At 66.5% G+C, this 20,291-nt stretch carries 20 protein-coding genes; 7 read left to right on the forward strand and 13 right to left on the reverse strand.

Annotated elements, in window-relative coordinates:
• Positions 1–24: 24 nt before the first annotated feature.
• From lysA to argH, 3 genes are all read right to left on the reverse strand, one after another.
• Positions 25–1,299: a diaminopimelate decarboxylase gene (gene lysA / locus GTK09_RS11905; protein ID WP_163463377.1), complete on the reverse strand. Its 1,275-nt coding sequence runs from the start codon at positions 1,297–1,299 to the stop codon at positions 25–27.
• A 26-nt stretch (positions 1,300–1,325) separates the two neighbouring features.
• Complete coding sequence (locus tag GTK09_RS11910) at positions 1,326–1,592, reverse strand: hypothetical protein (RefSeq protein ID WP_163463378.1); 267 nt, start codon at positions 1,590–1,592, stop codon at positions 1,326–1,328.
• 89 nt (positions 1,593–1,681) lie between these two features.
• Positions 1,682–3,085, reverse strand: a complete 1,404-nt coding sequence (gene argH, locus GTK09_RS11915) for an argininosuccinate lyase (RefSeq protein ID WP_163463379.1) — start codon at positions 3,083–3,085, stop codon at positions 1,682–1,684.
• Between the two features lie 31 nt (positions 3,086–3,116).
• Here argH and tlpA point away from each other — a divergent pair, with 31 nt between their 5' ends.
• The gene (gene tlpA, locus GTK09_RS11920; RefSeq protein WP_163463380.1) at positions 3,117–3,791 is read left to right on the forward strand and encodes a thiol:disulfide interchange protein TlpA; all 675 of its coding nucleotides are present in this window, start codon (positions 3,117–3,119) and stop codon (positions 3,789–3,791) included.
• A 3-nt stretch (positions 3,792–3,794) separates the two neighbouring features.
• Here the strand turns inward: tlpA and GTK09_RS11925 are convergent, their stop codons facing one another.
• On the reverse strand, positions 3,795–4,253 hold the full coding sequence (locus tag GTK09_RS11925) for a MarR family winged helix-turn-helix transcriptional regulator (protein WP_163463381.1): 459 nt from the start codon (positions 4,251–4,253) through the stop codon (positions 3,795–3,797).
• Positions 4,254–4,445: 192 nt separating this feature from the next.
• Between GTK09_RS11925 and GTK09_RS11930 the strand changes: the two genes are divergently transcribed.
• From GTK09_RS11930 to GTK09_RS11940, 3 genes are all read left to right on the forward strand, one after another.
• Positions 4,446–4,871, forward strand: a complete 426-nt coding sequence (locus GTK09_RS11930; protein WP_163463382.1) for an organic hydroperoxide resistance protein — start codon at positions 4,446–4,448, stop codon at positions 4,869–4,871.
• 152 nt (positions 4,872–5,023) lie between these two features.
• A complete protein-coding gene (locus GTK09_RS11935) occupies positions 5,024–5,308 on the forward strand; it encodes an AbrB/MazE/SpoVT family DNA-binding domain-containing protein (protein WP_163463383.1) in 285 nt (94 codons plus the stop codon).
• On the forward strand, positions 5,305–5,712 hold the full coding sequence (locus GTK09_RS11940) for a type II toxin-antitoxin system VapC family toxin (protein ID WP_163463384.1): 408 nt from the start codon (positions 5,305–5,307) through the stop codon (positions 5,710–5,712). Before GTK09_RS11935 ends, GTK09_RS11940 begins: the two co-directional genes overlap by 4 nt.
• Before the next feature lie 10 nt (positions 5,713–5,722).
• Here GTK09_RS11940 and GTK09_RS11945 read toward each other — a convergent pair whose 3' ends face one another.
• The 6 genes from GTK09_RS11945 to GTK09_RS11970 form a co-directional block, all read right to left on the reverse strand.
• Complete coding sequence (locus GTK09_RS11945) at positions 5,723–6,604, reverse strand: 3-hydroxybutyryl-CoA dehydrogenase (RefSeq protein WP_163463385.1); 882 nt, start codon at positions 6,602–6,604, stop codon at positions 5,723–5,725.
• A gap of 79 nt (positions 6,605–6,683) precedes the next feature.
• Entirely contained in the window at positions 6,684–7,613 is a 930-nt protein-coding gene (locus GTK09_RS11950; RefSeq protein WP_163463386.1) for an electron transfer flavoprotein subunit alpha/FixB family protein, read from the reverse strand.
• A gap of 147 nt (positions 7,614–7,760) precedes the next feature.
• Complete coding sequence (locus GTK09_RS11955) at positions 7,761–8,510, reverse strand: electron transfer flavoprotein subunit beta/FixA family protein (protein ID WP_163463387.1); 750 nt, start codon at positions 8,508–8,510, stop codon at positions 7,761–7,763.
• A gap of 243 nt (positions 8,511–8,753) precedes the next feature.
• Positions 8,754–9,326, reverse strand: coding sequence for a cob(I)yrinic acid a,c-diamide adenosyltransferase (locus tag GTK09_RS11960; RefSeq protein ID WP_163463388.1), 573 nt, complete (start codon positions 9,324–9,326; stop codon positions 8,754–8,756).
• A 39-nt stretch (positions 9,327–9,365) separates the two neighbouring features.
• A complete protein-coding gene (locus GTK09_RS11965) occupies positions 9,366–9,557 on the reverse strand; it encodes a twin transmembrane helix small protein (RefSeq protein ID WP_163463389.1) in 192 nt (63 codons plus the stop codon).
• 111 nt (positions 9,558–9,668) lie between these two features.
• Positions 9,669–10,550 carry a DMT family transporter gene (locus GTK09_RS11970; RefSeq protein WP_312869810.1) on the reverse strand — a complete coding sequence of 294 codons (882 nt, stop codon included), beginning with the start codon at positions 10,548–10,550 and terminating at the stop codon, positions 9,669–9,671.
• Positions 10,551–10,772: 222 nt separating this feature from the next.
• Between GTK09_RS11970 and GTK09_RS11975 the strand changes: the two genes are divergently transcribed.
• Positions 10,773–12,170 (forward strand): methyl-accepting chemotaxis protein, encoded by a 1,398-nt coding sequence (locus GTK09_RS11975; protein WP_376767997.1) that lies wholly within the window; start codon positions 10,773–10,775, stop codon positions 12,168–12,170.
• Between the two features lie 223 nt (positions 12,171–12,393).
• On the opposite strand, the gene GTK09_RS11980 is transcribed toward GTK09_RS11975, so the two are convergent.
• Positions 12,394–13,086, reverse strand: coding sequence for a potassium channel family protein (locus GTK09_RS11980; RefSeq protein ID WP_163463391.1), 693 nt, complete (start codon positions 13,084–13,086; stop codon positions 12,394–12,396).
• 513 nt (positions 13,087–13,599) lie between these two features.
• Between GTK09_RS11980 and GTK09_RS11985 the strand changes: the two genes are divergently transcribed.
• Positions 13,600–13,986 carry a hypothetical protein gene (locus GTK09_RS11985; RefSeq protein WP_163463392.1) on the forward strand — a complete coding sequence of 129 codons (387 nt, stop codon included), beginning with the start codon at positions 13,600–13,602 and terminating at the stop codon, positions 13,984–13,986.
• 137 nt (positions 13,987–14,123) lie between these two features.
• Here the strand turns inward: GTK09_RS11985 and mfd are convergent, their stop codons facing one another.
• Both mfd and GTK09_RS11995 read right to left on the reverse strand, forming a co-directional pair.
• A complete protein-coding gene (mfd, locus tag GTK09_RS11990) occupies positions 14,124–17,636 on the reverse strand; it encodes a transcription-repair coupling factor (RefSeq protein WP_163463393.1) in 3,513 nt (1,170 codons plus the stop codon).
• Positions 17,633–17,983 (reverse strand): FAD assembly factor SdhE, encoded by a 351-nt coding sequence (locus tag GTK09_RS11995; RefSeq protein WP_163463394.1) that lies wholly within the window; start codon positions 17,981–17,983, stop codon positions 17,633–17,635. Before GTK09_RS11995 ends, mfd begins: the two co-directional genes overlap by 4 nt.
• 121 nt (positions 17,984–18,104) lie before the next feature.
• Between GTK09_RS11995 and recG the strand changes: the two genes are divergently transcribed.
• Entirely contained in the window at positions 18,105–20,210 is a 2,106-nt protein-coding gene (gene recG / locus GTK09_RS12000) for an ATP-dependent DNA helicase RecG (RefSeq protein WP_163463395.1), read from the forward strand.
• Positions 20,211–20,291: the final 81 nt, after the last annotated feature.

Consider the following 20,291-nt stretch of genomic DNA (forward strand, 5'->3'; position numbering starts at 1 on the left):
CCGCCCGTCGCCGCCAGCCTGCCGTCAGGCCTCGCCGCCGAGCCAGGCGGGCAGGCGGTCGAGGCCGATCAGCTCGTCGATCGTCTGGCGTGGCCGCACGATGGAAAATTCGTCGCCCTTGACCAGAACCTCGGCGACGAGCGGCCGGGAATTGTAGGTCGAGGACTGCACTGCCCCATAGGCACCTGCCGAGGCGACATGGACGAGGTCCCCCGGCTTGACCACCGGCATGTCGCGATCCTTGGCGAGGAAGTCGCCGCTCTCGCAGACCGGGCCGACGACGTCGACGACGAAGCGCTCCTGCCCGGCTGCTTCGTGGACCGGCGCGATGTCATGCCAGGCGTCGTAGAGGGTCGGGCGGATGAGATCGTTCATCGCCGCGTCGAGGACGACGAAGGTCTTGCCCTCGGTCTTCTTCACGTAGATCACACGGGAGACCAGGATCCCGGCATTCGCCGCGATCAGACGGCCCGGCTCGAACACCACCTTGCAGTCCAGATCGCGGACGTGCCGCTTGACGATCTCGGCATAGGCCGGCGGCTCCGGCGGTGGCTGGTTGTCGCGGCGATAGGGAACGCCGAGCCCGCCGCCGAGATCGACATGATCGATCCGGTGTCCCTTACCGCGCAGGTGCCTGACGAGACCCGCCAGCCGATCGAAGGCCTTGTCGAAGGGCTCCAGCGCCTCGATCTGGCTGCCGATATGCATGTCGATGCCGGTGACGGCGATGCCGGGCAGGTCGCGGGCCCGTTCGTAGACGGCGTCGGCGCGGTCGAAGGCGATGCCGAACTTGTCGTTCTTCTTGCCGGTCGAGATCTTGGCGTGGCCGCCCGCGTCGACGTCCGGATTGATCCGGAAGGACACGTTGGCGGTGACGCCGGCTTCGACGGCGCGCGCCGAGATCGCCTCGAGCTCGGGTTCCGATTCGACGTTGAAGCAGAAGATCCGCGAGGCGAGCGCGACGTCGATCTCGGCGACCGTCTTGCCGACCCCGGAGAACATGATCTTCTCGGCCGGGATGCCGGCTCTCAGCGCCCGGACCAGTTCGCCGCCCGAAACCACGTCGGCGCCAGCGCCGAGCCCGGCGAGGGTGGCCAGCACCGCCTGGTTTGAATTTGCCTTCACCGCATAGCAGACGAGCGCTTCGATGTCGGAGAACGCCTTGGCGAAGACCTGATAGTGCCGCATCAGCGTCGCCGTCGAATAGCAGTAGAACGGCGTGCCGACCTCTGCGGCGATCGTCTCGATCGCCACGTCTTCGGCATGCAGCCTGCCGTCCCTGTATCCGAAATGATTCATGGCGATGCCGGTACCGGTAATTCTGGTCAGTTCAACAGCGGATCGAGGATGAAGCCGCGATCTGCGGTCTTGTTTCTCGAGACTTCGGCGCCGCCGATGGCGACGTTGCGGCTCGAAGCGGTCAAGGATGTCGGCCTCAGCACCGCCGCGGTGTCACCGCTTCGGTTCGACTTCGTGTTGCCGTCGACGACCGGCGGAACTTCCCCGGTGGTCGGCCCCACCGGCAGGTTCTTGACGCCGCAGCCCGCCAGAAGGCCCATGACGACAACAAAGGGCGCCCACACCAGCTTCACCGCTCGATCTCCCATTTCGACTGTCCCGCAACCTCGATCACCGCGACGGTGATAACCGCTTCTGACGGCAAAAGCACCCGCCCTTGCCGTCAAAGCCCTTCGGGAGCGAGACGATGTCGCCAGTATGCCACTTGTTGGCGGACATTGTCCGGCGCGGTGCCGCCGAAACTGGTGCGGCTGCGCACCGAGGCGTCGACGCCGAGCACCGAATAGACGCCCTCGCCGATGCGCCCGTCGAGGGATTTCAGCACGTCGAGCGGCAGCTCCTCGAGCTTCAGCCCCGCGCCCTCGGCGAGCGAGACCGCCCGTCCGGTGACGTGATGGGCGTCGCGGAAAGGCAGGCCGAGTTCACGCACGAGATAGTCGGCAAGATCCGTCGCCGTCGAATAGCCGTGGCCGGCGGCCTTGCGCATCGCTTCGCCGTCGACGGTGAGGTCGCGGATCATGCCCGTTGCCGCCGCGAGAGCCAGGGCCAGCGAATCGATCGCGTCGAAGACCTGCTCCTTGTCCTCCTGCATGTCCTTCGAATAGGTCAGCGGCAGGCCCTTCATCACGGTGAGCAGAGAGATCAGCGCGCCGTTGATCCGGCCGGGCTTGGCGCGCACCAGTTCGGCCGCGTCGGGATTGCGCTTCTGCGGCATGATCGAGGAGCCCGTCGAAAAGGCGTCCGACAGCCTGACGAAGCCGAATTGCGGCGTCGACCAGATGACGATCTCTTCGGCCAGCCGCGACAGGTGGGTGGCGCAGATGGCCGCGACGGAGAGGAACTCCAGCGCGAAGTCCCGGTCCGAGACCGAATCGAGCGAGTTGCGCGTCGGCGTCGCAAAGCCGAGCGCGGCCGCCGTCGCGTGCCGATCGATGGCAAAGCCGGTGCCGGCCAGAGCCGCCGCGCCGAGCGGGCATTCGTCGAGGCGCTTCAGCGCGTCGCGGCAGCGCGAGCGGTCCCGCGCCGCCATCTCGACATAGGCGAGGCAGTGATGGCCGAAGGTGACCGGCTGGGCGACCTGCAGATGGGTGAAGCCCGGCATGACCGTATCGGCATGGGCTTCGGCCTTTTCGAGCAGGGCTTCGATGAAGGCCGTAAGCCTTGCCTCCAGCGCCTCGAAGGCGGCACGCACATGCATGCGGAAATCGACCGCCACCTGGTCGTTGCGGGAGCGCGCCGTGTGCAGCCGTCCGGCGGCCGGGCCGATCAGCTCGGCGAGCCGCGCCTCGACGTTCATGTGGATGTCTTCGAGCCGTCGCGAGAATTTGAACGTCCCCGCCTCGATCTCGGCCTCGATCTGGGCCAGACCCTCGACGATCTTCTCGGCGTCTTCGGCCGAGACGATGCCTTGCCGTCCCAGCATCTCGGCATGGGCCTTGGAACCGCGGATGTCTTCACGATAGAGCCGCTTGTCGAAATCGATCGAGGCGTTGATCTCCTCCATGATCGCGTCGGGGCCGGAGGCGAAACGTCCGCCCCACATCTCGTTGCTGGTTTTCTGGCTCATCGGTACCGTTGGACGAAGGATTGATTGTGAAATGACGGTGGAGAAATCGCGGCGCTTCTTCAACAGGCGCCTTCTCGGCATTGCGGGTCTGGCGCTGGTCTTGGGCATCGTCGCCGGTGTCGGGGTGCTATACGTGACGGAACGCGGGTCTGGCAACGCGGTCGCCGCCGCCTGCCCGCTGGACGAAAGTTTCGCCGCCGCCCTCAACGACAACGCGACCGGCGAGGTCGCGGCCGTCCGTGCCCTCGACGAGCCGTTCGACGCCACGACGATCGCCTTCAAGGACGAGAGCGGCAAACAGGTCTCGATCGCCGACTTTGCCGGCAAGAACCTGCTCGTCAACGTCTGGGCGACGTGGTGCGTGCCCTGCCGGGCGGAGATGCCGGCCCTCGACGCGCTGGAGCGCCAGGAGGGCGGCGCGGACTTCGCCGTCGTGCCGATCAGTGTCGACATGGGCGACATCGCCAAGCCGAAAAAGTTCTACGCCGAGACCAACCTTCAAAGCCTGCCGCTCTATCACGACGGATCGCTTGCGACCTTCAACGACCTCAAATCCAAGGGCGTCACCCTCGGCCTGCCGGTCTCGCTCATCGTCGGCCCCGACGGCTGCGCGAAAGGCGTCATCACCGGCCCGGCCGAATGGGCCAGCCCCGATGCGATCCGGCTGATCGATGCGGTGAAGCGGGAAGGCAGCGCCGGCGCATGACACCTAGCGCTTCGGCGGCGGCTGTTCCGCCGCCGCGGCGACGGCGTCCCGCAGCGCCCGGACCTCGGCGTTCAGCGCGGCAAGCCGTTCGGGCGACATCCTAGAGGCGGCGAGGAGCCGTTCGCCGATCCGTGCGGTGACGGCGCGGATCGCCCGTCCCTCCTCGGTCAGGGTCACCAGGACCTGCCGCTCGTCCTCGGCATTGCGCCGACGGACAAGGAGGCCGCTCGCCTCCAGCCGCTTGACCAGCGGGGTGATCGTGCTCGATTCCAATGCCAGCCGCCCGGCGATCGCGCCGATGGTCAGGCCATCTTGCTCCCACAGCGTACTCAGCACCAGATATTGCGGATAGGTGATTCCCGCCTCGTCCAGCACCGGTTTGTAGAGCCGGCCGATGGCCATCGAGGCGCCGTAGAGCGCGAAGCAGAGATGCTGGTCGAGGTGGAGGGTACGATCGGTCATGGGCCGGCGTTTTCGCATTCTGAGCCTGAGAGGGCTGCCGCTGCAGCACGAGGTTGATGTGGGAAACGCACCGGGACGATCCCACTCCGTCCGATCATTTATCACGATAATGTTTATGGACGTCATCGCAAGATCCTCCTAGTTTTTGATTATCGCGATAAATGATATCGCTCGCATCAAGGAGACTGCGACATGTCCGTGGACGTCATCTACAAGACCAGCGCCACTGCCACCGGGGGCCGCGACGGCGCCGCCCGCTCCGACGACGGTTCGGTCGACGTGAAGCTCGTCGTGCCGAAGGAAATGGGCGGCCCCGGCGGCGTCGGCGCCAATCCCGAAAAGCTCTTCGCCGCCGGCTATTCCGCCTGCTTCCTCGGCGCCATGAAGGCGGTCTCCGGCAAGGTTGGCGTCAAGGTGCCCGCCGATGCGACCGTCACCGCAGAAGTCGGCTTCGGCCCGCGCTCGGAAGGCGGCTACGGCATCACCGCAAACCTCACCGCCACCCTTCCGGGCGTAGACCGCGAAGCGGGGGAAAAGCTCCTCGCCGCCGCCCACGACGTCTGCCCCTATTCCAACGCGACCAGAGGCAATGTCGATGTCGGACTGACGCTGGCGTAAAGGCGACCGCGCATCTCGATACCGCCCGGAGACAATCGGGCGAGACGATGAGGCGCGGCGGCTGGCGAGGCGCCGCGCCTTCCTGTGTGTCCGACAAGTTGCCGCACGGCGGATCACCGCATATCTTTGCAAAGACATTCGGAGATAGCGTCATGAGCATTACACTGACGGTGACGAAGGACGGCGCGGTGGCACTCGGCCCCGAACTGCTCGAACATCTCGGTGTCGAGCCAGGCGAGGCTCTCGATGTAGACCTTGATCCGCGTGGAAAGATCAGCCTCAGCGCCGCCCGGCCCGAGGGCAGCCGGAACGACGAACGGCTGCGCGGTCGCATCGAAGACACGTTCGGGATGCTCCATCATCTCGCCAATGGACCGGCGCCGACGATCGAGGAGCTGAACGACGTCATTGCCGACGGCTGGGCCGGCAGGCGGTGAAGATCGTTGCCGACACCAACGTCATCATCCGAAGCTTGGTCGGAGACGATCCGGGCCAAGCGAAATCGGCCTCGGATCTCCTTCGGCGCGCGACGTCGATCGCAATCGCGCTCCCGACCTTCTGCGAGATCGCCTGGACCTTGAGCAGACGCTACAAGGCGACCTCCGATGAACTCAAGGCGGCGATCATCTCGCTGAGATCCGACCCCAAGGTCGTGTGCGACCGCGACGCCGTCGATGCCGGCCTCGCCATGATCGATCGTGGCGGCGACTTCGCCGATGGCGTCATCGCCTTCGAAGGCCGAAATCTCGGCGGCGAGGTCTTCGCGACCTTCGATCGAAAGGCCGCGTCGCTCCTCGCGGCGCAGGGATACGCCGTCGATCTCCTGGCCGCAGCCCCGTAGATGCCGGCCGTTATCTCGTCGGAACCGGCTCCTCGCCGCGATAGTCGTAGAAGCCCCGGCCCGCCTTGCGGCCAAGCCAGCCGGCCTCGACATATTTCACCAGCAGCGGGCACGGGCGGTATTTCGAATCCGCCAGTCCGTCATGGAGCACCTGCATGATCGACAGGCAGGTGTCGAGGCCGATGAAGTCGGCGAGTTGCAGCGGGCCCATCGGGTGGTTGGCGCCGAGCTTCATCGCCGTGTCGATCGAGGTGACCGAGCCGACGCCCTCATAGAGCGTGTAGATCGCCTCGTTGATCATCGGCAGGAGGATGCGGTTGACGATGAAGGCCGGAAAGTCCTCCGACACGGTGATCGTCTTGTCGAGCGCGCCGACGAAGACCTTGGCTGCCTCGAAGGTCTCTTCCTCCGTGGCGATGCCGCGCACCAGCTCGACCAGCTTCATGACCGGCACCGGGTTCATGAAGTGGATCCCCATGAAGCGCTCGGGCCGGTCGGTCGCGGCGGCGAGCCGGGTGATCGAGATCGACGAGGTGTTCGTCGCCAGCATCGCCTCGGGCTTCAGATGCGGGCAGACCTCCCGGTAGATCTTGCGCTTGACCGCCTCGTCCTCGGTCGCCGCCTCGATGACCAGGTCGCGGTCGCCGAGATCGGCCACGTTGGTGGTGCTGGCGATGCGCGAGAGCGCGCCGGCCTTGTCGGCCTCGGTGATCTTGTCCGAGGCGAGCTGCCGGCCCATCGACTTGTCGATGCGCCCCATGCCCGCGGCGACGCGGTCCTCAGCGATGTCGTAGAGCTTGACGTCGAAGCCGGCCAGCGCGGCGACATGGGCGATGCCAGCCCCCATCTGGCCCGCGCCGATCACCCCGATCGTCCGGATCTCACTCGTCATCGCGCGCTCTCCCATTCGCCGATTTTATTGCACTGCAGCATAGGCCTTCCGAGACTGGGGATCAAGCGATCCCGCCGCCTCAGAGCTTGTCCTTCATCTCCGGCAGGATCTGGAACAGATCGCCGACGAGGCCGTAATCGGCCACCTGGAAGATCGGCGCCTCCTCGTCCTTGTTGATGGCGACGATGACCTTGGAATCCTTCATGCCGGCGAGATGCTGGATCGCGCCGGAAATGCCGGCGGCGATGTAGAGCTCAGGCGCGACGACCTTGCCCGTCTGGCCGACCTGCCAGTCGTTCGGCGCGTAGCCGGCATCGACCGCCGCGCGCGAGGCACCGACCGCGGCGCCCAGCTTGTCGGCGAGCGGCAGGATGAACTCCTCGAACTTCTCCTTCGAGCCGAGCGCCCGGCCGCCGGAGAGGATGATCTTCGCCGCCGAGAGTTCCGGCCGCTCCGAATGGGCGAGCCGTTCTTCGACGAAGGCAGACAGGCCCGGATCGCCAGCCGCCTCGACGGACGCCGTCTCGGCCGCGCCGCCCTCGCCCACCGCCTGGAAGGCCGAGGTGCGCACGGTGATGACCTTCTTGGCGTCCTTCGACTTCACCGTCTGGACGGCGTTGCCGGCATAGATCGGCCGCTCGAAGGTGTCCGAGGAGACGACGGCGGTGACGTCGGAGACCTGCATGACGTCGAGGAGGGCCGCGACGCGCGGAGCGACGTTCTTGCCGGTGGTCGTCGCGGCGAAGACGATGGCGTCGTAGTCAGCGGCGAGCTTGACGACGAGGTCGGCGAGCGGCTCGGCGAGCTGGTGGGCATAGGCCGCGTCGTCGGCGCTCAGCACCTTGGCGACGCCGTCGAGCCTGCCCGCCGCCTCGGCGGCCGCGCCGACGCCCTGCCCCGCGACCAGAACATGCACGTCGCCGCCGAGCTTGGATGCGGCGGCGAGCGCCTTGGCGGTCTGCTCGGACAGGCTGGCATTGTCGTGTTCGGCGATCAGAAGGGTGGTCATCTCGATTTCCTCGGCTGGCCCGGTCTCTCCATCGTCTGGGAGTTCGTCGGGCGCTCCATTCAGTTCAGCTCCATCCGGTTCGGACGAAGCCTCCGCCCGGGGGCCGGGCAATGCTGCTGCGGACGGGCTGGTCGCCCGATCGTTCGCTCAGAGAAGGCCGGCTTCGTTCTTCAGCTTGTCGAGGAGCTCATCGACCGACGCCACCTTGACGCCCGCCTGGCGGCCTTTCGGCTCCTCGGTCTTGACGATCTCGAGACGCGGCGAGACGTCGACGCCGAAATCGGCCGGGCTCTTCTCGTCGATCGGCTTCTTCTTCGCCTTCATGATGTTCGGCAGCGAGGCGTAGCGCGGCTCGTTCAGCCTCAGATCGGTGGTGACGATCGCCGGCATCTTCAGATCGATGGTCTGCAGGCCGCCATCGACCTCACGCGTCACCTTGGCGCGGCCGTCGGCGAGCTCGACCTTGTTGGCGAAGGTGCCCTGGCTCCAGCCGAGCAGCGCCGCGAGCATCTGGCCGGTCTGGTTGCAATCGTCGTCGATCGCCTGCTTGCCGAGAATGACGAGGTCGGGGCTTTCCGCCTCGACGACGCCCTTGAGGATCTTGGCGACGGCGAGCGGCTCGGTGGGCTGGTTGGTCTTGACCAGGATGCCGCGGTCCGCTCCCATCGCGAGCGCCGTGCGGATCGTCTCCTGCGCCTGCTGCGGGCCGACGGACACGGCGATCACTTCGGTCGCGGTGCCGGCTTCCTTCAGACGGATCGCCTCCTCGACGGCGATCTCGTCGAAGGGGTTCATCGACATCTTCACGTTGGCGAGTTCGACGCCCGAGCCGTCCGACTTGACGCGGATCTTCACGTTGTAGTCGACCACCCGCTTGACTGCGACGAGAACTTTCATGGGCGGTTTCTCTCCTTCGAGGTGTCAATCATGCGACGATTTTGTTGCGGCACTCTTCGCGCAAAGCAGGGCCGCTTGGCAAGCCAGCAGCAGTCATCGAGAGCCTTGTGGCACGGGCAATCTAAGTCTGGCTGCCGGAATTGCACCCATCGAGCCCACCGGACATGCCCGGAGCGTGAGGCCGGCGGAGAACGGCCGTGACCGGCAAGCACCGGCCGACGGCCCTCGAAGCCGGCCCGATTCTCACCGGCTGCCGCCCGGCACCCACAGGACGTCGGCCCTTCCCTCGTCATTGGCGATTCGTGCCGCGACGAAGAGGTGGTCGGAGAGGCGGTTGACGTAGCGGATGGCGGTATCGGCGACGGGCTCGCCCGCTTTTGCGGCGAGCGCGATCATCAGCCGTTCGGCGCGCCGCGCCACCGTCCGCGCAAGATGGAGATGCGTCGCGGCGGGCGAGCCGGCCGGCAGGACGAAGGACTTCAGCGGCGACAGCCGGGCGTTCATCGCGTCGATCTCGGCCTCGATCCGCTCGACCTGCGCATCGACGATCTTCAATGGTTCGAATTCCAGCTTCTTGCCGGTGTCGGGCGTGGCGAGTTCGGCGCCGAGATCGAAAAGCTCGTTCTGGATCCGCGCCAGCATCGCGTCCAGCGCCGCGTCCGCATGCAGCCGGGCGAGGCCGAGGACGGCGTTGAGCTCGTCGACGGTGCCGTAGGTCTCGACCCGAAGATCGGCCTTCGACCGGCGTTCGCCGTTGCCGAGCGAGGTTTCCCCCCTGTCGCCGGTGCGCGTGTAGATCCTGTTCAGCCGAACCAAGCCCGCCTCCTTCGAAGTTCCCTGCCGCCGATGGCGGCGTCAGTGCTTGGCGAGCAGCAATACGCCGACGATCAGGATCACCGCCAGCCCCTGCAGCATGACGCGGGCGCGCATCAGCTTCTGCGAGGCGTTGCCCGAGCCGCCGCGCATCATGTTGATGAGCCCCGCGAGCAGAACCCCGGCGGTGACGATCATCACCAGGAGGGCGAGATAGGTCAAGAAACTGGACATGCCGTCCCTTCGGCTTCGAAACGAGCGATCGTTTCGGGTTCATATAAGGGCGCGCGGCGTTTCAGCGAACCGCCCCCGAAAGACATCATCGTAGCGCCAGGCCCTGCCGCCTCATCCGGCCCCTTTGAGCTTCGCGCGCCCCATCGCGGCCGCGACGCCGACGCCGGCGAGAACGAGCCCGCCGAGCTGGATCGGCGTCAGCGTCTCGCCGAACAGGAGATAGGCCATCACGGCGGTGACGCCCGGCGTCAGATACATCAGCGAGGCGACCTTCGACACCGCCCCCTCCCGGATCAGCATCATCATCAGGAAGATCGCGCCGATCGAGAGGACCAAGGTCAGCCAGACGAGGGCGAAGATCACCTCGCCGTTCCATTCGACGGCCATCGTTTCGGTCAGGGCGGCAAGCACGAAGGTCGGCACCAGCGCGCCGAGATACTGGAAGAAGGTCCCGGTCCGGACGTCGACGCCGGTGGCGAAGCGCTTCTGCCAGATCGTGCCGAGGGAGATGCCCAGCGCCGACAGGCAGGCCGGCGCGACGTTGACGAAGTGGTAGTCGCCGCCCGTCCCGAGCTTCGGGAGGATGACCAGCGCGACGCCGACGAGGCCGAGGAGAAGCCCCAGCGCATGGCGCGGGCGGATCGTCTCGCCGAGCGCCGGGGCGGCGATCAGCGCCGTGATGATCGGCTGCAGCCCGACGATCAGCGCAACGACGCCGGCATTCAGCCCGTGCCGGACCGCGAAGAAGACGCCGCCGAGATAGACGCCGTGGATCAGGCTGCCGGCGATCATCGAATGGCCGCCGAGGCGCCAGTTCGGCCACGAGGCCCGGGCGGCGAGCGCCATGGCGCCGAGGAGGAGGAGCGCGAGCGCGAAGCGCAGCGACAGGAAGGTGAACGGCTCCGCATAGGGCATGGCGAAGCGCGCGCCGATGAAGCCGGTCGACCACAACAGCACGAAGACGGTCGGAAAGAAGGAAACGAAACGCTGCACGACGCCGCCGCACCCGGTCTGGGAGAAGGAGGGGGACGCCGTCGGGCTCCGCCTCTGGAAGGACGAGCGACGCTCTAGCGCGATTGGCGCCATCCTGTCACGGCCCCGCCTTCTCTCGTCCTTCGCCGCCCGTGCCCGTTTTTTAGGCACGGAGATAACTGATTCTTGACGATTTTTAATCAATAGTGGGTGATCGGCATATGGCTTCCTGGGAGGACGCAAGTGTTTGGCAGATCGCGTGGCAAGAAGACGTTCAAGGACCATGCGGCAGAAGCCGTCTTCCACCTGTCACCCGACGGCTATTACGTCCTCGACGACGGCGTCCTCACGGAGTGCAACCCGTCGACGGAGCGCATGCTCGCCACCACCCGCGAACGCCTGATCGGTCTGCGCTTCGAAGACCTGTCCCCGGAGAAGCAGGCCTGCGGCACCCGCTCCAGCGAACTCGTGAAGCGTATCCTCGCCGACGTCGCCCGTGACGGCGTCACCCGCTTCGAATGGACGATGAAGCGGCTCGACGGCACCACCTTTCCCGGCTTCCTGACGCTGATCGCCTCGGAGATCGACGGCCGCCCGGCAGTCATCACCTTCCTCGTCGACATGACGATCATGGTCGACTTGCGCGAGCAGGGCGAAAAGGCCCGCATCGCCGAGGAGGCCGCCGCGAAGAAGCAGACGGACGCCTTTGCGCTTCTTGCCGCCGGTCTTTCGAAAGTCGCTTCGGGCGATCTGTCGGTGCGCGTCGGCCCCGAGATGCCGCAGGGTTTCGAACGGATCGGCAACGACTTCGATTCGGCGATCGGATCGCTGGGCGCGGCGATGGGCGAAGTCACCGATTCCGTCCGGATCGTCGCGGCGACATCCGGCGAGATCGCCGGCACGGCCGATGATCTCGCCCGACGTACCGAACAGCAGGCAGCGACGCTGGAAGAGACCGTCGCGGCGTTGAACGAGATTTCCCGCGCCGTGAACCAGACGGCGCAGAGTTCGAGTGCCGCCCAGAAGACCGCCTCAGCCGCCCGCCAGAAGGCCGAGCGGGGCGGCGAGGTCGTCGCTTCGGCGATCGAGGCGATGAACCGCATCGAGGGCTCGTCCCAGCAGATCAACCAGATCATCTCGGTCATCGACGAGATCGCCTTCCAGACCAACCTGCTGGCGCTCAATGCCGGGGTGGAGGCAGCGCGGGCCGGCGAGGCCGGCAAGGGTTTTGCCGTCGTCGCCCAGGAAGTCCGGGCGCTGGCCCAGCGTTCGGCCGAAGCCGCCAAGGAGATCAAGACGTTGATCTCCGTCTCGTCGGATCAGGTGGAAAGCGGCGTCGAACTCGTGACGGCCTCCGGCAAGAGCCTCGAGGAGATCGTCGCGGAAGTCTCCGCCATGAGCGAGACGATCAACCAGATCGCCAGCGCCGCGGGCAGCCAGGCGACGAGCCTGCGCGAGCTTTCGAGCGCTGCCGACGCCATGGACAAGGCGACCCAGCAGAATGCCGCCATCGTCGAAGAGACGACCGCGGCAGCCCGATCGCTTGCCAGCGAGGCCGGCAAGCTCGACGCCATCGTGCAGAAGTTCGAGGTGGCGGAACGGCCTGTGGAGACGAGACGCAGCCAGCGCATGGCTGCTTGATCCGAGCGGCCAGGAACGCGTCCGCCTCGATGCCGGCGGCCTCAGTCCCGCTCCCCGGAATCAGAACGGGCTCGGGTCGCTCCCCGACGAGACGACGTCATGCCAGCTCCACCCGTCGCTGACGACCAGCGACAGGAGCAGGCGGCGGTCCGCCCCGCCCGTCTCATCCCCGAAGGCCGGGATAGGATCGACGGGAACACCGCTCGCCACCGCCGCGCTGAGATCAGGCGCAGCTGGTTGCCGCTCGGAGATGTCGATATGGGCCGACTCCATTGCGCCCAGAAACGTTGCAACCGCCGACTGACACTGGATCAGCGACAGGCGGCTGGGCCGGACGTCCGCAGGGGGTCGCCGTCGCGATCACATCAATCGCGTCGCTGAACGCCGCCAGACGAACGGGCAGCGCGAATTCTGCATGCCGGCTGAGGAAATAGTGCAGGACGGGATAGGCGAGATGCTGCTCGCCGAGCGTCAGGATCTGCGTCGCGATATCCGGCATGACGCCTTCAAAGCTGGTCAGGCTCTTGCCGTCCCAGGCTGTCTGCAGGATGCCGGCGGGGGTGCTGCCGATGCCGTGGATCGTCAGCGCCAGTTGGCGCTTCTGCGCGGCGGCCGATAGGATCGGCACGAGATAGGTCACCGAAAGGGTCAACGCCAGCAACCCATTGGCGGCGCAGACTGCCGTGAGAATCTGCCAGAGCGCGCCGGATGGCTTGAAATCGCCGATCCCCAACGTCGTCACGGTGTAGCCGGCGAAATACAACGTATCGAGCGCGTTGGCCGGCTCGTTTGTGGAAGCATCGACGATGTTCCCGCTCGCGCCGAGAAACACCAGCCACCAGCCGAGCCACAGACCGACATACCAGCCGAGCGTCGTGAGGGCGAGAAACAGGAGGCCGATCTTGGTGAAGATCAAATGCCGCCACGGTCTCTCGGCGAAGAGGCGCAGGCAGAATTTCCAGATCAGCCGCAGGCCGCGGGACGTCAGCGGCCCTGCTCCCTGCGCCGTCAGGGTCGTCATGCCGATTTCCGCGACCGTCCAGGCGATCGTCCCGCTCCCATGCGCGCCGGCCCCACGCGCACCGGAGCTTGGAACGATCGACCGCCCTTATGGTCGTCAGCCTCTCGAAGAGCGGGCACTCCGCCTGCGGCCCGCGCCGTGATTTCAAATTAAATTTTGCCTCTTATCGAACGATTTTCATCGTGAACGCAGGAATGGCAAGTATTGTTCGGATCGAACCGCCGAATTGCAGTGGCGAGTGGCTGCCGCAGCGATATCGGCGGAGGGCAATCTGCAATGTTGTAATCGGCTGCCTTCTGCGCTGCGCCGACAATCGGAACAATACGATTTGAATTCTCGCGATTGAAGAAGCCAACTTGAAAGTTCTGTCAGCCATTTTCCTGAACAAGAGATTCGGGAACCAGCGTCATGGCAAACAGCGACCCATTACCGTCGATCGAAATGGCGTCCGTCTACAGCGCCTTCGCGTCGAGGCAGTTCGAAACGCAGACGGTTCTCAACGAGAACCGCAGCACCGGGACCGAACGATCCGTTCCCGATGAGCTCCGCGCTTCGCTCGCCGGCTCGCTCAGATCGCCGCAGATCAACCAGGCCTATATCGAAAAGCTCAAGGCCCAGGCCGAGGAACAGGCGGTCAATCGCCGGGCGCTGCGCACGCGCAGCCTGGTCGACGCCATGGGATCGAAGGCTTCCCTCGATCTGACGACGTTGAAGACGAGCCACGAGGGCGGCCATCCACCGGCAAACGGCCAGCTCAGCACCGTCTTGGACGCCTATCGCGCCAATTTCGGCTGACGCGGTCCCATCGGCGCGCAGATGCGGGTTTCAGCCCCGGAGGCAAAACCTGCGGCGTGTTCCGAAAAGTCAGAGGAGCCTGCCCCGGCGGACAACGCCGGTCCGCCTTGGCGCGTTTCCCACCGTCCGGGCCCGCCTCATGCCGCCTGCTTCTGCCCCTCGTCGACGAAACGGGCGAGATTGGTCGCGACCGTCGCGGCGCCGTTGAGGCGCTTTTCCGGCGTCGGCCAGTCGCGGATGAGGACGATCGACTGGTCCGGCCGGATCTTCGCCGAAGCGCCCTGCTCGCCGATATAGCGGACGAGGGCCGCTGGATTGGCGAAGTTCTTGTCGCGGAAGGTGATGACGATCCCCTTCGGCCCGGCATCGAGCTTCTCGATATTCGCCTTGCGGCACAGCGCCTTGATGAACACGACCTTCAGCAGATGCTCGACCTCGGTGGGCAGCGGCCCGAAACGGTCGATCAGCTCGGCGCCGAAACCGTCGATCTCGCGGGCGTCGCCGAGATCGGCAAGGCGGCGGTAGAGCGTCATGCGCAGCTGCAGGTCCGGCACGTAGTGCTCCGGGATCATCACGGCGGTGCCCAGCGTGATCTGCGGCGACCACTGGCCATTGGTCTCGCTCTCGACGCCCTTCATCTCGGCGACCGCCTCTTCCAGCATCTGCTGGTAGAGTTCGAAGCCGACCTCCTTGATGTGGCCGGACTGTTCGTCGCCGAGGAGGTTGCCGGCGCCGCGCTGGTCGAGATCGTGGGATGCCAGCTGGAAGCCGGCGCCGAGCGTATCCAGCGACTGCAGCACCTTCAGCCGTCGGTCGGCGCCCTTGGTCGGCGTCTTGTTGGCCGGCAGCGTCAGCAGCGCATAGGCCCGCTGCTTGGAGCGCCCGACGCGGCCGCGGATCTGGTAGAGCTGGGCGAGACCGAACATGTCGGCCCGGTGGACGATCAGCGTGTTGGCGGTCGGGATGTCGAGGCCGGATTCGACGATCGTCGTCGCCAGGAGCACGTCGTACTGGCCCTCGTAGAAGGCGTTCATGATGTCGTCGAGCTCGCCCGCCGCCATCTGACCGTGGGCGACCGCCACCTTCAGCTCCGGCACGTGGGTGTCGAGGAACTCCTTCACCGAGGCGAGGTCGGACACGCGCGGGCAGACATAGAAGCTCTGGCCGCCCCTGTATCTTTCGCGCAGCAGCGTCTCACGAACGACCATCGCGTCGAAGGGCGAGACGAATGTGCGCACCGCCATGCGGTCGACCGGCGGCGTGGTGATCAGCGACAGTTCGCGCACGCCGGTCAAAGCCAGCTGCAGCGTCCGCGGGATCGGCGTGGCGGAGAGGGTGAGGACGTGCACGTCCGACTTCAGCTCCTTCAGCCGCTCCTTGTGCTTGACGCCGAAATGCTGCTCCTCGTCGATGATGAGGAGCCCGAGCGACTTGAAGTTCACCGCCTTGCCGAGCAGTGCATGGGTGCCGACGACGATGTCCAGCGTGCCGTCGGCAATGCCCTTCTTGACGCCGGCGAGTTCCTTCGCCGTCACCAGCCGCGAGGCCTGGCCGACGTGGATCGGCAGGCCGCGGAACCGTTCGACGAAAGTCTTGTAGTGCTGGCGGGCAAGCAGCGTCGTCGGCACGACGACGGCGACCTGCAGCCCGTTCATCGCCGCGACGAAGGCGGCCCTGAGCGCCACCTCGGTCTTGCCGAAGCCGACGTCGCCGCAGACGAGGCGATCCATCGGCTTGCCGGCGGCGAGATCGTCGGTGACGGCATCGATCGCGCCGAGCTGGTCCTCGGTCTCCTCATAGGGGAAGCGCGCGGCGAACTCGTCCCACAGGCCCTCGGGCGGCAAGAGCCGCGGCGCGCCGCGCATCTCGCGTTCGGCGGCAATCCTGATCAGGCCGCCCGCCATCTCGAGCAGCTTCTTCTTCAGCTTGGCCTTGCGCGCCTGCCAGGCGCCCCCGCCCAGCCGGTCGAGGGTCGCCTCGGTCCCCTCGCCGCCATAGCGCGACAAAAGCTCGATGTTCTCCACCGGCAGGAACAGCCGGTCGTCGCCTTGATATCTGAGTTCCAGGCAGTCGTGCGGCGCGCCCGCCGCCTCGATGGTCTTCAGCCCGACGAAGCGGCCGATGCCGTGATCGACATGGACGACGATGTCGCCCTCGTCGAGGCCCGAGACCTCCGAGATGAAGTCGGAGTTCTTGCGCCGCCGCCGCCCGCGCCGGACGAGGCGATCGCCGAGAATGTCCTGCTCGGCGACGACGACCAGATCGTCGCTCTCGAAGCCGGCTTCGAGGCCGAGCACGGCGGTAACGACGAAGTTCTTGGGCGCCTCGCGCACCTGCTTCAGGCTCTCCACCGTCTTGATCGAGCCGAGACCGTGTTCTTCCATCACCTGGGTCAGGCGCTCGCGCGAGCCTTCCGTCCAGCCGGCGAGGAGCACCCGCTGGCCGTCCGCCCGGAGTTTGGCCACGTGGTTCACCGCCTCGGCGAAGACGTTGACGCCCTCGGCGGTGCGCTCGGTGGAGAAGTTCCGGCCGCGCCTGTAGTCGAGATTGAAGGCCTGACGCCCGATCACGTCCGACACGCCGTAGGCCGACAGCCGCACCGGCTCGACGCTGGCGAGGCCGCCCGAAAGCTCGTCCTCGCTGAGATAGAGCGCGTCCGGCTCGACCGGATGATAGGGCACGCCCCCTTCACCGAAGGATTCCGTCCCGCCGCGCTTGCGCGCCTCGTAGTGGTCGGCGATCAGCGTCCGCCGCTCGGCGACGGACTCCATCGTCAGATGGTCGAGCACGAAGGCAAAGCCCCGGGCATAGTCGAAGATCGTGTCGAGCCGCTCGTAGAACAGCGGCAGCCAGTGCTCCATGCCGGCAAAGCGCTTGCCCTCGGAAATCGATTCGTAGAGGGCATCGCCCCTCTGGGCGGCTCCGAAGCGCTTGATGTAGTTGGTCCGGAAACGGCTGATCGTCTCGTCGCGCAGGGTTATCTCGGAGACCGGCGAGAGTTCGAAGCGCTTCAGCTGCTTCGTCGTGCGCTGGCTCGCCGGATCGAAGGCGCGCACCGTCTCCAGCGTGTCGCCGAAGAAATCGAGCCGCACCGGCTCTTCCGCTCCCGGCGCGAAGACGTCGAGAATGCCGCCGCGCACCGCATATTCGCCGCGCTCACGCACCGTCGACACCCGCTCGAAGCCGCCATGGGTCAGCGCCGTGACGATCTTTTCCATCGGCATCTGGCCGCCGGCGCCGACCGAGATCGCCTCCTTGCCGAGAACGTCGGCCGGCGGCATCTTCTGGAGAAGCGCGTTCGCCGTCGTCAGGATCACCGCCCGGTGCGGATCATCGCGGAGCGAAGTCAGCGCCGCCATGGCCGCCAGCCGCCGCGCGGCGGCTTCCGAGGACGGGCCGACGCGGTCATAGGGCAGACAGTCCCAGGCCGGCAGCGTCAGGACGGGCAGCTCCGGCGCGACGAATTTCAGCGCCTCCTCGATCTCCGGCATCCGGCTGCCGTCGCGCATAACGAAGACCAGCGGCCGCTTCTTGGCCCGGTGGCGGGCGACGTCGGCAAGGACGAAGGCCTCCGCCCCCTCGACGACGCCGCCGATATCGAGCGCGCCATCCTTCTCCAGCGCCTTCTTCAGCTTGTCTGGCAGGCTCACTTCGTCGTCTCCGGGCTATCCTTGGACCCGACCGCCATATGACCGGGCATGTGGCCACCGGCCTCAGCCCCGCCGACATGGAAGTCGCGGATCTGCCGGAACACCGGCGTGTCGAAATTTCCGGGCGTCTCCGCCTCGCCGGTCAGCCACATGAAGATGTCGCGATCCTGCGCTTCCATCAGCTGCTCGTAGTCGCCGAGGTCGTCATCGCTCAACGTCCCGATCTTCGCATCGGCGAACTGCCCGAGCACGAGATCCATCTCCCGGATTCCGCGATGCCACGAGCGAAAGAGCGCCTTGCGGCGACGAATGTCGAGATCGCTCGATGAGCGCTGCATGCCTGTCATAATGAACCCGTCGTCTGGAATGCCTCCTCATATAGGCAGCGGGGCGGCGTGTCAGCAGATGGACGAGCGTCGCCCTTTCACGCTCTTGCCATCGCGGCTTGCAGGGTTAAACGGTAGCCCAATGCGTCCCTCCCTCCTCGACCCCCTGTTCGCCGCCGTCACCACGCTGGAAGGCGTCGGGCCGAAGCTCGCCGGCCTGCTCCAGACCCTGCTGGTGCGCCCCGGCGAGACGCTGCGCATCCGCGACCTGGTCTTCCACCTGCCCACAGGCCTCGTCGACCGGCGCAAGCGCGCCGAGATTGCCACTGCGCCGGAAGGCGCGATCGTCACCCTCACCGTCCGCATCGACCGCCACCAGCCGCCCGGCCGGGCGCAGAAGTCGGTGCCTTACCGGGTGTTCGCGACCGACGAGACCGGCGAGATCGCGCTGACCTATTTCCGGGCGCAGCCGGCCTGGATGGAGAACCTCCTGCCCGTCGGCGAGACGATGATCGTCTCCGGCAAGGTCGAATGGTTCAACGGGCGGCCGTCAATGGTGCATCCCGATTTCGTCGCCAGCCTCGAGCGGGCCGAGACCATGAGCCTCGTCGAGCCGATCTATCCGATGACGGCCGGGCTCTCCGGCAAGGTGCTGAGGAAGGCGATCGGGCAGGCTTTGGAGCGTGTGCCGGACTTTGCCGAATGGATCGACCCGTCGGTCGTCAAGCACCAGAGTTTCCCGACCTTCAACGACGCGCTGAAACGCCTGCACGATCCGGCTGATGCCGCAGACATTTCGCCGGAAAATCCGTCATGGCGCCGCATTGCCTATGACGAATATCTGGCGAGCCAGCTCGCCCTCGCCCTCTCCCGCCAGAACCAGAAGGCCGTTCCCGGCCGCGCGATGACCGACCCGGCGGGCCGCCTCGCCAAGGTCCGCGCCGCCCTCCCCTTCGCGCTGACGGGCGGCCAGGAACAGGCCTTTGCCGAGATCGCCGCCGACATGGCGAGCCCCGAACGCATGCTGCGGCTTCTCCAGGGCGACGTCGGCGCCGGCAAGACCGTCGTCGCGCTGATGGCGATGGCGGTGGCGGCGGGATCCGGCTGCCAGTCGGCCCTGCTCGCCCCGACGGAAATCCTCGCCCGCCAGCATTTCGCAGGGCTCGGCAAGCTCGCTGAAGCCGCCGGCCTGTCGATGACCCTCCTCACCGGCCGCGACAATGGCCGCGCCCGCGCCGCCAAGCTGGATGCGATCGCCAGCGGCGAGACCGACATCGTCGTCGGCACCCACGCGCTCTTTCAGGAAGACGTCGCCTATGGCGATCTCGGCCTCGTCATCGTCGACGAGCAGCACCGCTTCGGCGTCCACCAGCGCCTCTCACTGACGAAGAAGGGCCGCGGCGCCGATCTCCTGGTGATGACCGCGACGCCCATCCCGCGCACCCTCGTCCTCTCCGCCTTCGGCGACATGGAGGTCTCCCGCCTTTCCGAAAAGCCGAAGGGCCGAAAACCCATCGCCACCGTGGCGCTGCCCACCGACCGCATCGACGAGGTGGTCGAGCGCATCGGCAACGCCATTGCCGGCGGCCAGAGGGTCTACTGGGTCTGCCCGCTGGTCGAGGAAAGCGAAAAGAGCGACCTGATGGCCGCCGAGGAGCGCGGCCGCCAGCTCGCCGAGGTGTTCGGCCCGGACACCGTCGGCGTCGTCCACGGCCGGATGAACGCCGAGGAGAAGGACACCGTGATGGGTGCCTTCAAGCGCGGAGACAAGCGCCTCGTCGTCGCCACCACCGTCATCGAGGTCGGCGTCGACGTTCCCGAAGCCACCATCATCGTCATCGAACACGCCGAACGCTTCGGCCTCTCCCAGCTCCACCAGCTGAGGGGCCGCGTCGGCCGTGGCGACAAGGCCTCCTCCTGCGTCCTCCTCTATCGCGGCCCCCTCGGCGAAACAGCGGCCGCCCGCCTGAAGGTCATGCGCGAGACCGAGGACGGTTTCCGCATAGCCGAGGAAGACCTGAAGCTGCGCGGCGAAGGCGACCTCCTCGGCACCCAGCAATCCGGCCTGCCGTTTTTCCGGATCGCCCGCACCGAGCACCACGCCGACCTGATGGAAGTCGCGCGGGACGACGCAAGGCTGGTGCTGGCGAAGGACCCGGAACTGAAGGGCGTGCGGGGCGAGGCGCTGCGGGGGCTGCTCTATCTGTTCGGGAAGGACGAGGCGGTGCGGTTGCTCAGGTCGGGGTGATGACGGACGATAACGACAAGTCATTATCCTCCTAGAGATCGCCGGCATCCCCACTGTCTTAGCGCGCAACGGGAAACCATT

Origin of the sequence: Jiella pacifica, from assembly GCF_010500815.1 — a bacterium.
In the GTDB taxonomy this organism is placed as follows: Bacteria; Pseudomonadota; Alphaproteobacteria; order Rhizobiales; family Rhizobiaceae; genus Jiella; species Jiella pacifica.